This is a genomic window from Psychrobacter immobilis, assembly GCF_904846185.1.
Lineage (GTDB): Bacteria > Pseudomonadota > Gammaproteobacteria > Pseudomonadales > Moraxellaceae > Psychrobacter > Psychrobacter immobilis_B.
Genome location: NZ_CAJGZQ010000029.1, coordinates 1 through 11,600, shown reverse-complemented (window position 1 = coordinate 11,600; position 11,600 = coordinate 1). Strand labels below are relative to the sequence as shown.

Below are 11,600 nucleotides of genomic sequence, written 5' to 3'. Positions count from 1 at the left end.
TATCGAGTACTAGAACTGTTGAGTAATAGAACCATCGAGATTTACGCGATACTCAAAAATTGACTTCATTTATTTAAGGATAAATATGGCAGGCAATAGCATTGGACAGGTTTTTACGGTCACCACGTGCGGCGAGTCGCATGGTGCAGGTCTCATGGCAATCGTCGATGGCGTGCCACCGGGTTTAGCCTTATCTGCAGATGATTTGCAAATAGATTTAGATCGCCGCAAACCGGGCACGTCTAAATACTCCACCCAGCGCCGCGAATCTGATGAAGTTGAGATTATTTCTGGTGTGTTTGAGGGTAAGACGACAGGCACGTCTATTGGTTTGCTGGTTCGTAATACCAATCAAAAATCCAAAGACTATGGCGAGATTAAAGACACGTTTCGCCCCGGTCATGCCGACTACACCTATAGCATGAAATATGGCTTTCGTGATTATCGTGGTGGCGGGCGCTCCTCAGCGCGCGAGACTGCGATGCGCGTGGCGGCAGGTGCTATCGCTAAGAAATATCTACAAGAGCGCTTAGGTGTGCAAGTCCGTGGTCACGTCACCCAAATTGGCAATGAGTACAGTAATGTCCTAAACCCAAGCCAAATTGATTGGGACTTTGTGAACAGCAATCCGTTTTTTTGCGCCGATGCCGATGCTGTCAGTCGTTTTGAGACCTTAATAGACAGTTTGCGCCGTGAAGGCACTAGCTGCGGGGCGCGCCTTGAAATTATCGCTAGCGGTGTGCCAGTCGGACTTGGTGAGCCAGTATTTGATCGTTTGGATGCAGATATTGCCCATGCGATGATGAGCATCAATGCTGTTAAAGGCGTTGAAGTCGGCGACGGCATGGCCGTGGCAGGACAGTTCGGTCATAGCTCTCGTGATGAGCTGACGCCAGACGGTTTCACTGCAAATCATGCTGGTGGTATTTTGGGCGGTATCTCTTCAGGGCAAGACATCCGTGTCAGTATCGCGCTTAAGCCAACCTCTAGTATTACGACGGCTGGCAAGAGTATCAATACACAAGGCGAGTCGGTTGATATGCTAACTAAAGGTCGTCATGATCCTTGTGTAGGGGTACGTGCCACACCTATCGCAGAAGCCATGCTGGCTATCGTTTTGCTCGATCACTATTTGCGCCATCGCGGTCAAAATGCGGATGTTAAGCCGCCAGTAGCATCTATTACTTAGATTGTTTACCGTAAAATTATAAACCCTCTATCATTTCTAACTAGCGTTTCTAACTAGATATGATAGAGGGTTTTTTTGACTGATTTTTTATAAATAATTAACAAGCCAGCAACTTAGTTGATAAGATTTCATCATTAAATTGAAGGAATTTTTAAGCCGCTATTTGATAGTGGTCAATAGCCACACATTGCTGGTGGCGAAATACCAATAGCAGTTGTTGACTGGGAATGGTTAACCAATGCCCAAAAGCGATACTATCAATCCCTTCACCTGACAGCGCTTGTAGGCAAAAATGGCGACTACTGCCTAAGCAGTTTTTTATAATTTGGTTTTGTTCAATAGCTTCTTTCATGGTCTTTCTATCCTTAATAGGGGTTACGAATTTGAATAACGCTATCGTAAAACAAGCAGATAGAAAACCTGTGTAGGAACGATGGAAAATTCATGGACTGGCATTATTGCTAATCGAAAATAATTTAATGAATTTGAGTAACTGTCTATCTCTATCTATCTATCTTATCTAAGCTAAGCCTCTATTCTTTAGTCAAAGGCAAGGTAATACTAATCATCACGCCTGAATATTGCTTAATAGCAGCGTTATTTTTATTACTATTGTGACTACTGTCATCGCTATTTGCTTGAATATTAGTAATGGCAACATGACCGCCATGATGCTCAATAACTTGCTTCACAAGGGTTAAACCAAGGCCAGTGCCTTTTTTTAGGGTATTGCTTGTGACATTGGGCTGCTGTTCTTGTTTGATTTCTAACTTGGAATATTTATCTGGTGCATGCTCTGAGGCTTTTTCAGCCGCTTGACTCTGATGCGATAAGCTAAAATAACGGTCAAATGCTTTATCAACGGCATACTCAGGGAGCAATTTACCATTATTAAAGATATCAATAGTCACAGTTTGCGCTGAACCATGTTGCTCGATGCTGTGCAGATAAATAACGACTGTGCTATCGGCAAAATGAATGGCATTGTCCAATACATTTTGCAGCACTTGTACCAACCAAAACTGGTCAGCGAAAACGCTGGTATTTTCCAAGGCATTTGGTGATAAAGTCGCTGTTTCAGTCACTCGTTTATCATCAAGATAGATGTCGATAGGCGCTAGGTGCTGCTGTTGCAATTTAGCGCTGTTGTCTTTTGCCAGAGTTTGCAACAACGGTAGTAGAGGGGTCAGCTGGCGATTCAGCTTAAAAGTCGGTTGCTCAACTTTGGCAAGTAATAGCAGCCGATCAATCAATTGCTGCATTTTGATACTTTGTTCACCAATGGACTGGATGAGCATCTGTTGATCTTCTTTATCGAGCCCGTCGTCTTCTAGCAACTCACTACTGGCACGAATGGCGGTTAACGGACTTTTGAGCTCATGGGTCAGAGTATGAACGTAGTCGGTGACATAGGCGCGATTTTCCAATCGATGTTTCATAGACTCAATGGTATCCGTTAGGCTATTAAGTTCATGACCTAAGTAAAAATAGGGCTTTTTGGTGTCTTCTGCCAGTGCACTGGTATATTGGGTCACAAGGCTGATGCTTTGCTTGAGCCACCATGCGACCAGTCCTGCTAATATAAGGGCAGCAATACTCATGAGCAGCGCTGTGATAAGCATGCGATTGCGCGTATCGTCTAAATAAGGTAACACGCTAGCGACAGGTTTGCCTACGCTAATGATACCAATGAGATTTTCAGCGCTATCCTTTATCGGCTGTGCCACATACATCACCGTACCATCTCGCTGATTATGATCTAGCGTTGTACTTCTCGCGCCATACTGACCATTTAACGTTAGATAGACATCATTCCAGCGGCTGTAATATTGTCCTTCATCATTGTCAGGTTCGGGTAGTGAGTCGTATATGACAATCCCTTTATCATCGGTGACATATATCCGAAAGCTGCTAGGGCTTTTATTTTTATATTCTGGATCTGTTGTTTTACTTATCGTGGGCGCACCGATAAATGCCGCATCGAGTTTCGTTTGATACTGCTCATCGTATAGCTGTCCTGAAGATAATGGCATCTGCAAACTTGCCGCCAGCAATTTGCTGGTATCTAACAACGTATCTTCGATGACTTGCTGCGCCGTCGGTTTGACATAACCAAACAGCTGAGTAAATGCGACCACACCGCAGATAATCAGCACTAACGCCAACGCGAGCCAAATCCTAAAAAATATACTTAAATTCAGCAGTCGTTTTGGTTTAGTCGTTTGCTGCGCGGTGCCGATAGGATGCAGTTTTGCATACCAATTGCTTTGGCTGGCATGCGCGCTGTTATCAGCCTTATTAATATGAGTGTTGGGATGGCTATTAGTACTATCGTTGGTTTTATGATTCATATTTTCAGGTATATTATTTGACGTTATAGAATATCGGTTTTAATCAAAATATGGCTATAGGCAGTGCAGCTAGGCGGGACACAAGGCGTAACCCAAGCCGCGATGGGTATGGATAACATCGATGCTGGCATCGACAGTCGCCAGCTGCTTACGAATCGACTTGATATGACTGTCTATGGTTCTCGCCAAGCGATGATCAGGGTAATCGCTCACCGCGCTCAGCAGTTGCTCACGGCTAAAGACTTGATTGGGCGCTTTTAACAAGGTTAATAAGATTTTGCGTTCGGTGTTACTCAGCTCAAGCTTTTTCTCTTGCCATATCAAGGAATAATTAAGCGGTTGGTAGTACCAGATGCCAGACTGACATTCAAACGTTAACGCTTGTCCTGACATAGTATTTGGATAGGCAGGATTGGTTGTATCGCTGGCTTCTGTTGTATGGGAGGTGGAGGACTGAGACAATAATTGCTCACGTCGCCAAATGGCTTTTAGACGGGCGACCAACTCTCGCGGGCTAAATGGCTTGGCACAATAGTCATCGCCGCCCATCTCTAAACCCAAAATACGATCGACTTCATCGCTACGCGCCGTCAAGAAGATGATAGGAATGTCCTTTAAGCCAGCAATATCAAGGGTGTGGCGTATTTGTTGACAGAGACTGAGACCATCACCATCTGGCAGCCCAACATCCAAAATAATCGCCGATAGATCTTGCGCTTCAGCACTATTATGTAAATTGCGCAGAAAAGGCAACACGTTACTGGCGTTATCAAGCCAAGTGATTTGCCAGCCTTCACGCTTGCAAGTGACTTTCAGTGACATCGCGATAGCAGGATCGTCTTCTACCAATAAAATATGGGTCATAAACTCTATATCGCTATATAAAGAAAAACTATTTAAGATGAAGGGGTTATTAATATCTAATGAGATACGAACATTGAAAAATGAGTGTAGGGCATCATACAGTAGTAGCTAGAGTGCTATCTAAGTTGACGAATTTATCGTAGCACAAAAGTCGCACTCGCTTTTGCTATCAGGCCTTAAAAGATGTGAAAAGTTGATGGAAATTGGCATTATTAGCGAAGACTTTTTTGACTGGCGGTTTTGATGAAAGGCTGTAAAATAATCAGTATTATTATAAAAAATATTGAAATATAGTGCGAATGTCAGTTTTACTAAAAATAAGTTTGATGTACCTACCATTTTTATTTAAAGGAATTTAAAAATATGAGTGACTATTTAGATGCGGTCATCGTTGAGCATAATCCAACGCAAAAAAAGATAGACAGAGCCGTTATTTGGCTACATGGTTTGGGTGCGAGTGGTCATGATTTTGAGCCAGTGGTACCACAGCTCGGTTTAGCGGATAATATGGCAGTGCGTTTTATTTTTCCACATGCACCAAAGCGCCCAGTGACGGTGAATGGTGGTATGGTCATGCCAGCATGGTACGACATCTTAGAGATGAGCCTAGAGCGTAAAGTTGATGTCGCTCAGATTGAAGAGTCTGCGCAGCAAATCCGTGATTTGATCAGCCGTGAGATAGAGCGTGGTGTTAAGCCTGAACACATTGTAATCGCAGGATTTTCGCAAGGTGGGGCAGTGGCATATCATGTGGCACTTGGCTACCCGCAGCGTTTAGCTGGCTTGATGACACTCTCTACTTATCTAGCGACTAATGATAATATTAGCTATAGCGCTGCTAATAAAGACATGCCCATTTTGATTGAGCATGGTACGAATGATCCAGTTGTTCCTGTAATTTTGGGCGAGCAGGCGCAGCAGTTATTATCCGCTAAAGGCTATAATGTTGCTTATCATACTTATCCGATGGCACATCAAGTTTGCATGCCGCAGATTCAAAATATCGGTAAATGGCTCAATAAAGTACTGACTTAGAGAGTTCAGCTGTAACGTAATGTAATATAGATATTATATATGTTGAAAGTCGACGTATAAATCCTATATAATAGATGACCTTATTGGGGATGTTCTGGCTTCGACGCTGGTAATGAAACTCAATGATGCATGTCGAGAGTATATGTCCTCTCGTTAATCAAACATATATTGTTATAGTCGCAAACGACGAAAATTACGCTCTAGCAGCTTAAACCCTGTTTACATGGTTTAAACCTGTTTACTTAGTTGCTGATCACCTACAGTTAGTCAACTAAGTTGAAGCGTCCGCATGTAGGCTCGCCACAAGTGATTGTCTCAATCGCTTGGGTTCAAAAGTAGAGAATCGTCCAATCCATCCTGACTGTCGGATCGGTGCGGATTAAAACTAAAGACAGAAACTAAACATGTAGATTCATGAGCGTAATGCTGGCGGACGCGGGTTCAACTCCCGCCATCTCCACCAAACATTGATAAAGGGCTGACCGTCATAGACCGTTAGCCCTTTATTTTGGGCGTTTTTCAAGGATTGAGGGTTATATAGGGGTATAGCGTCCTATATAGAATGTTGGTATTATTGTTGGTATTAGAGTTTATACACGCGCTCAATACCAACAAAGGATAGTCCAATGCCCTTAACTCATACCGTTATCAATAAGCTACAGCCCAGTAGCACCTCGATTGATACAAAGCGACCTGACAAACACAGTGATGGTAACGGGCTGCAATTATGGGTGCGTTACACGGGCGTTAAGTCATGGATCAGCGCCTACAGATGGCAAGGCAAACAGCAAACCCTCACTATTGGCACTTACCCAGTAATGAGCCTACAAAATGCACGCCAGCGCAATATTGAGATCAAACGCTTAATAGCTGATGGTGTGAACCCCAAAGATCATAAGAAAGAACAGCAAGCCAGCCAAGACGGTTTAAATATTTTCGATAACATAGCCCAGTCATGGTATAGCGAGCGCAAGACCTACCTAGCAGAAAGCACCTTTTCCCGTAACTATTCCGCTTATATGCGCGATGTGAAGCCCTCTATTGGTCAAAAGAACATAAACGACATTACTGCGCCTGATGTATTGGCTATCGGTAAAGCAGTAGAGAGCCGCGGCGCTAATGAAATGGCAAGGCGTACTATTAGAGAAATAGGACAGATATTTAAGCACGCTATCCGCAATGGACTAGCCACACATAACCCAGCCACCGACCTAGCCGAAGCCATCAAGCCACATAAAACCGTCAATCATAGCCGTATCACTAGCCAGCAATTACCTAAGCTATTAAAAGACATTGATGCTTATCAAGGTGATGTATTGGTGAAACTAGGCTTATGGTTTTTATGCTATACGTTTGTACGTACTAATGAATTGCGCTTTATGGAATGGCAGGACATAGATTTTAATCGCGGCTTATGGACTGTCCCAGCTGAAAAGATGAAAGCTAGGCGCTTGCATATCGTGCCACTTGCACCGCAAGCAGTAGCGATATTAAAGCAGATCAAAGAGCTAGGCTTTTCGGATCAGTATGTTTTCTTTAATACCTCAACCCGTAAGCCATACAGTCAAAGCGCGTTTATTAATGCCCTATGGAATATGGGTTATAAAGGCAAGATGACGGGGCACGGGTTTAGAGGGCTTGCCAGTACCACACTGCATGAAAAAGAGTTTATGCACGAAGCCATAGAGCTACAGCTGGCACATGATAGAGAGAACAAAATCAGTGCAGCCTATAACGGGGCGCAGCACCTACCATACAGAATAGACATGATGCACCAATGGGCAAACTTTATTGATGATGCTTATGCTGGCAAATTGGATAACGTGATCCGTGCAGACTTCAAACAACAAACACAAAAGCTAGGCTAAGGCTTAGCACCAACTATGCAAGGCTAGGACTAATTACCCGAACGACAGCTATTCACACCCTTATGCTGTCACTGCCTTGCACCTATTTTTATTAAAGGGTGTAGGGGTGTGAGTGTGGCTTTATATGATATTAAAGAATTTTTAACATTGGACGATGTTGCCGAATACTTAGCGGATAGGTGTAACTATGATTTTAATTTAGAAAGCTCAATAGACCAAAATAGGCTCATTGAAACTATCGTTCAACTTGTGCGAAATGATCAATTGCACCCAGTATTTCATTATATTGGTAGTGTGGATTGGTTAGAAAAAAAAGTAATAACAAGGAAATCAGGTCGTTTCAATAACCATGAAATAGTCTTAACAGATATCAAATATGACATGAGGGTTAATGATTATTATTTTGTCAGTGATAGGAATTTTAACAGGCTGATTGAAAACAACTGTTCAAACTACATTAATATTATCAACTGTACTATTGAGCCTTATCACGTAGATGGAAAGCAAGAAATTGTCGAAAACAAAATTCTTGATTACCGTAAAGTGAAAGAGGATTTTTCAATTATTTTTTATGATTTACTTTATCCAAAATTAGACCTAGACAAACTTTTTAACCAAGCCGATGCCGAAGTTATCGAGCAGCTTAGAGAGCAAGTAGCAGACCTTAAAAACCAACTATCACAAGCTAAAGCCGAACTAGCAGACAAGCCAGATACTATTGGCAATGATAAATCTCTATACGTTACCCCAGCTATAGAAATTATGAATAAAGTTATTACAGAGTTTTGGATTAATTATGATCCTAATCAATCAGCACCAAAACAAGAGATTATTGTCAGATGGATCACAGGTAACTTTGATGGTGTATCAAAAGCTTTAGCATTAAATATTGATAAAGTTTACCGTCACAGCGAAGCAAGAAGCGGAGGAAAATATAAAAGATAGGCGTATTTTTAAACTATTGCTATAACAGCTATCAGCCCTTGTCTATCAAGGGTTTTTTATTGCCCTGATAGCAATATTATTGCCATAACATCATATCAAAAGTGCTTGCATGATAGCCGATAGCATCTTTTATTCTATCCATATCGCAGAACAACGTAGCGATACAAATCATACGATATGGAGCAGCTAAAATGACACAGCAACAAGCCACACAAAACACGCCAGTAATTCCTTTTACTGGTGACACCTCGCACGATACCGAACCAACCACCGCAAACAGTCCAGCTATGCAACTGCCTACTACTGGCATGGGCAGGGCTAAAGATATTCTGCCATTCCTACCATTTAGCAAAACCACCTTGTTTGAATGGTCAAAAGATGGACGTTTCCCAGCTGGCAAGAAGTTAAGCCCTACTATGACCGCATGGAGTTATGCAGACATTCACGAATGGCTAAACAGCCACACCTCAACCACTAGCGAGGTGTAGATCATGCAGACACGGCAACCAAAAAAGAGCTATAAGCAGATTATCCATAATCACATGCTGGCAGGTAACAGCCTATCGACTTATGAGGCTTTTGATTTATGGCAAATCACATGCTTTTTACAGCGTATCAGTGAGCTAAGAGCGCAAGGCGTGGTTATTCAAGATAAGACCATCAAGCGCAATGGTAAGACATTCAAAATCTACTGGATAGACACGCCAGCCGATGGCAACCATGACGCTACAGGGGTGCAGTTATGAGCCAATCAAACGACAGACTATTACAGATAGCGGACACGTTAGAGCATATCAACGAGCAGCTGATCTTATTATCAATTGATACCGAACATTACGCTATGGCATTGCAAGCCGTGCAGACAAATGACCCCGTTTCTATGGGCATTATTCAAGCCGTCATTGCTGCATTGTTTAGGGACTCATTATTTGCCACTGATGCCAGCGAACAGATGGACAGCATTCTATCAATGCCTGAAATGGAGGTTACGCGCTATGAGTGATAACGATTTTATAAATCAAGTAATGGACGGGCTAAAAAAAGAGGGTTTCTTGATGATAAATGATGATTTTATAGATCAGTTAATCATTACCTTGCACGCCAATGTGACCATCATTAACACCATGACCCAATTAGCAGAAATAGAAGTAAAAATGTTAGGCAGCTTATTACCGACAGGCAGCCGACAAGTAGAGTCACTAAAAGAGCTATCGACACGCATAGCAGAAATAGCCTTTAACGTGGAGGACGTAAGAAATGACCAAAGATAACAGAACCAGTCTAAAAGCCAGCCACGGGCAGCACAGCGACAGCCAGCCCCACAAACGTGGCTTACTACTTAGATTTATTATCTTTATGGCATGGGTGGCAGGTATTGGCTTGTTACTGTCATTGGTAGCTTGCCAGCCAGTACAAGCAAAACAGATTGCAACCAATACCAACAATGGTTACTATATAGACCTCTCAAAAAACGTTAGCGACTTGCCAAGTCGTACATTATTGGCTTTTTTTGTGCCTGATAATAGCGCAGCCTCTCAAGCTGTCCCTATACCATCAAGCACAGCCCCAAACACGCATTTAAGCGTAGCAAGGGGGCACTCCCTCATATCTACAGCAAGTCACTTGCTGACCGACTATGACGGGTTGACGCTGCAAAATACAATAGCCGAAAGGCGAATATGCAGGGCGGTTACTAACGTTACCGAGAGTAAGACCCGTCACCCTATACTTTTACCGTATAGCGTGGCATTAACTCAAAAAACGTTAGGAGGCTATCATGCCTAAATCAATCCGTACGACCTCAAACACTCAAACCACTACAAGCAGCACACCAGCCACATTCAAGGCAGGTGATAGCGTGCTATGCCCGTCTGTGGGCAATGGGACTTACACCCTAGTCCAAAAGTCAAAAGACTGCCTAACTATCAATATTGGCAATGTTGAGTGCCTATATCGCGCTGATGGTAGGGCTTATCATGATGACTGTTACGCACTGCCACAGTTATTCCACGATACACAAGCCAACCGCCAAGCGATAGCCACGCTATACAGTGGCAGCCAAACCAGCCAACGCACGATAATAGACACCACCGAAGCAGACGATAAACAAGTGGTTTTAATATCTGCTTTTGATTTATCCGATATTGCTTGTGATATTGATGGGGCAGCCACTGCCTTATATGATGTTGGACAGCTACTAGCACTCATTCACTATGACAAGATAGAGGGGCATACAGTCACAGCACTGGCACGCCTAGCACATGATGCTACTGATACATGGGCAAGCCTACTATATGAAAAATTAGAGGGCATTAACGACACCCTAGCAATGACTGGCTATAGCAAGGTGGGCAAATAATGAAAACCTATCCACCAAAGCAAAGCCGTAAGCACGCCAAGCGCAAAAGCTACTACAAAAAGTATAGAGCAGCGCGTAAGCCGAACCAGTCACAAGCAAGGGGGAACAGATGACCACCACACCACAAACAGCCGCCCATGAAAAAGCCCGTGCATTTAGCACAGGCTTTACAGTGGTAATGAATAGTTTTGATGCAGTCACACGGCAAGGACTGGCAGACGATAAGCTATTGCTTAAACTATATGACCTACTACCGCCTAATAGCTTGCTCAACGTCACCGACAATCTTACTACAAATGATGACAAAGTAGTACCGACCACTGGCACGATAGCCCTACGATTGACCGATAAACAAGGCGATATTGTAGGCGCGGTATTCTACACACCAAACAGTAAAGCAAAGCCCATTGTCATTGATCCTACAGGGTATGGCGCTATCGTCATTGGTGAGCCAAACAAAGCCAATGAGATCATAGCCTTTAATGACACTGATAGCGGTATTGATGTTTACAGCCACCTGATGGACAAGACAATCATTGTCAGCCCTCAAAAAACAAAGCAGTCCCTCAAAAAGATGGTGCAGCACTGGAGCAGCGGATCACAGGTTACTGTACCTATGACGCTTGATGATAAGGGCTTAATTAACCTATTGGCAGGTGTAAAGGCGCAAGCATTGGTTACGGTGGCTCATATCGTCACTATGCTACAAGATGACAGCTATGAAGCGATACTGGCAGCTGATGACACCCAGCTAATCAATTTACAAGACACTGCCTATTATCCTGAATGGCGCGATGACCCACAGCTTAATGAACCGATGACATACAGTGATGGGCGTTTTGAGCTATACCATGACGGGCTGTTTTTTGTGAAGTATAACGATGACGACCCAGCAAACATTGCTTTCAAGTCTAAGGCGTTTGTTTGTTCACCGATTGAGGTTATCGCTAAGACACGGGACACAAGCAGCGGTACATGGGGGCGGTTAC

The 11,600-nt window shown here is 43.2% G+C and carries 13 protein-coding genes, 1 other RNA gene and 1 pseudogene; 12 read left to right on the top strand and 3 right to left on the bottom strand.

Features of this window, described 5'->3' with window-relative positions:
- The first annotated feature begins 85 nt into the window (after nucleotides 1–85).
- Nucleotides 86–1,189: a chorismate synthase gene (gene aroC, locus JMW94_RS13180; protein ID WP_201604718.1), complete on the top strand. Its 1,104-nt coding sequence runs from the start codon at nucleotides 86–88 to the stop codon at nucleotides 1,187–1,189.
- A 151-nt stretch (nucleotides 1,190–1,340) separates the two neighbouring features.
- Here aroC and JMW94_RS13175 read toward each other — a convergent pair whose 3' ends face one another.
- The 3 genes from JMW94_RS13175 to JMW94_RS13165 form a co-directional block, all read right to left on the bottom strand.
- The gene (locus tag JMW94_RS13175; RefSeq protein ID WP_201604717.1) at nucleotides 1,341–1,541 is read right to left on the bottom strand and encodes a hypothetical protein; all 201 of its coding nucleotides are present in this window, start codon (nucleotides 1,539–1,541) and stop codon (nucleotides 1,341–1,343) included.
- A gap of 181 nt (nucleotides 1,542–1,722) precedes the next feature.
- Nucleotides 1,723–3,540: a two-component system sensor histidine kinase CreC gene (gene creC, locus JMW94_RS13170; protein WP_201604716.1), complete on the bottom strand. Its 1,818-nt coding sequence runs from the start codon at nucleotides 3,538–3,540 to the stop codon at nucleotides 1,723–1,725.
- A 69-nt stretch (nucleotides 3,541–3,609) separates the two neighbouring features.
- The gene (locus tag JMW94_RS13165; protein WP_201604715.1) at nucleotides 3,610–4,404 is read right to left on the bottom strand and encodes a response regulator; all 795 of its coding nucleotides are present in this window, start codon (nucleotides 4,402–4,404) and stop codon (nucleotides 3,610–3,612) included.
- Nucleotides 4,405–4,767: 363 nt separating this feature from the next.
- On the opposite strand from JMW94_RS13165, the gene JMW94_RS13160 reads away from it, so the two are divergent.
- The 11 genes and pseudogenes from JMW94_RS13160 to JMW94_RS13110 all read left to right on the top strand — a co-directional run.
- The gene (locus tag JMW94_RS13160) at nucleotides 4,768–5,439 is read left to right on the top strand and encodes an alpha/beta hydrolase (protein WP_201604714.1); all 672 of its coding nucleotides are present in this window, start codon (nucleotides 4,768–4,770) and stop codon (nucleotides 5,437–5,439) included.
- An 85-nt stretch (nucleotides 5,440–5,524) separates the two neighbouring features.
- Nucleotides 5,525–5,902: a transfer-messenger RNA gene (gene ssrA / locus JMW94_RS13155) on the top strand.
- Between the two features lie 163 nt (nucleotides 5,903–6,065).
- Entirely contained in the window at nucleotides 6,066–7,307 is a 1,242-nt protein-coding gene (locus JMW94_RS13150; RefSeq protein WP_201604713.1) for a tyrosine-type recombinase/integrase, read from the top strand.
- 108 nt (nucleotides 7,308–7,415) lie between these two features.
- Nucleotides 7,416–8,252 carry a hypothetical protein gene (locus tag JMW94_RS13145; RefSeq protein ID WP_201604712.1) on the top strand — a complete coding sequence of 279 codons (837 nt, stop codon included), beginning with the start codon at nucleotides 7,416–7,418 and terminating at the stop codon, nucleotides 8,250–8,252.
- 191 nt (nucleotides 8,253–8,443) lie between these two features.
- Nucleotides 8,444–8,740, top strand: coding sequence for a helix-turn-helix transcriptional regulator (locus tag JMW94_RS13140; protein WP_227685530.1), 297 nt, complete (start codon nucleotides 8,444–8,446; stop codon nucleotides 8,738–8,740).
- Between the two features lie 3 nt (nucleotides 8,741–8,743).
- Nucleotides 8,744–8,998 carry a helix-turn-helix domain-containing protein gene (locus JMW94_RS13135; RefSeq protein WP_201604711.1) on the top strand — a complete coding sequence of 85 codons (255 nt, stop codon included), beginning with the start codon at nucleotides 8,744–8,746 and terminating at the stop codon, nucleotides 8,996–8,998.
- On the top strand, nucleotides 8,995–9,255 hold the full coding sequence (locus JMW94_RS13130; RefSeq protein WP_201604710.1) for a hypothetical protein: 261 nt from the start codon (nucleotides 8,995–8,997) through the stop codon (nucleotides 9,253–9,255). The genes JMW94_RS13135 and JMW94_RS13130 overlap by 4 nt, the downstream gene beginning before the upstream one ends.
- Complete coding sequence (locus tag JMW94_RS13125) at nucleotides 9,248–9,523, top strand: hypothetical protein (RefSeq protein WP_201604709.1); 276 nt, start codon at nucleotides 9,248–9,250, stop codon at nucleotides 9,521–9,523. The genes JMW94_RS13130 and JMW94_RS13125 overlap by 8 nt, the downstream gene beginning before the upstream one ends.
- Entirely contained in the window at nucleotides 9,510–10,037 is a 528-nt protein-coding gene (locus tag JMW94_RS13120; protein WP_201604708.1) for a hypothetical protein, read from the top strand. Before JMW94_RS13125 ends, JMW94_RS13120 begins: the two co-directional genes overlap by 14 nt.
- Entirely contained in the window at nucleotides 10,030–10,611 is a 582-nt protein-coding gene (locus JMW94_RS13115; protein WP_201604707.1) for a hypothetical protein, read from the top strand. The genes JMW94_RS13120 and JMW94_RS13115 overlap by 8 nt, the downstream gene beginning before the upstream one ends.
- A 109-nt stretch (nucleotides 10,612–10,720) precedes the next feature.
- Nucleotides 10,721–11,600, top strand: a pseudogene (locus JMW94_RS13110) (DUF927 domain-containing protein); the annotation flags it as partial.

Excerpts from the sequence above, each read along its gene's own strand:
- JMW94_RS13160 (WP_201604714.1), top strand. The coding sequence starts at position 4,768 with ATGAGTGACTATTTAGATGCGGTCATCGTTGAGCATAATCCAACGCAA.
- JMW94_RS13115 (WP_201604707.1), top strand. The coding sequence starts at position 10,030 with ATGCCTAAATCAATCCGTACGACCTCAAACACTCAAACCACTACAAGC.
- JMW94_RS13130 (WP_201604710.1), top strand. The coding sequence starts at position 8,995 with ATGAGCCAATCAAACGACAGACTATTACAGATAGCGGACACGTTAGAG.
- JMW94_RS13140 (WP_227685530.1), top strand. The coding sequence starts at position 8,444 with ATGACACAGCAACAAGCCACACAAAACACGCCAGTAATTCCTTTTACT.
- JMW94_RS13120 (WP_201604708.1), top strand. The coding sequence starts at position 9,510 with ATGACCAAAGATAACAGAACCAGTCTAAAAGCCAGCCACGGGCAGCAC.
- creC (WP_201604716.1), bottom strand. The coding sequence starts at position 3,540 with ATGAATCATAAAACCAACGATAGTACTAATAGCCATCCCAACACTCAT.
- JMW94_RS13150 (WP_201604713.1), top strand. The coding sequence starts at position 6,066 with ATGCCCTTAACTCATACCGTTATCAATAAGCTACAGCCCAGTAGCACC.
- JMW94_RS13175 (WP_201604717.1), bottom strand. The coding sequence starts at position 1,541 with ATGAAAGAAGCTATTGAACAAAACCAAATTATAAAAAACTGCTTAGGC.
- aroC (WP_201604718.1), top strand. The coding sequence starts at position 86 with ATGGCAGGCAATAGCATTGGACAGGTTTTTACGGTCACCACGTGCGGC.
- JMW94_RS13165 (WP_201604715.1), bottom strand. The coding sequence starts at position 4,404 with ATGACCCATATTTTATTGGTAGAAGACGATCCTGCTATCGCGATGTCA.
- JMW94_RS13135 (WP_201604711.1), top strand. The coding sequence starts at position 8,744 with ATGCAGACACGGCAACCAAAAAAGAGCTATAAGCAGATTATCCATAAT.
- JMW94_RS13125 (WP_201604709.1), top strand. The coding sequence starts at position 9,248 with ATGAGTGATAACGATTTTATAAATCAAGTAATGGACGGGCTAAAAAAA.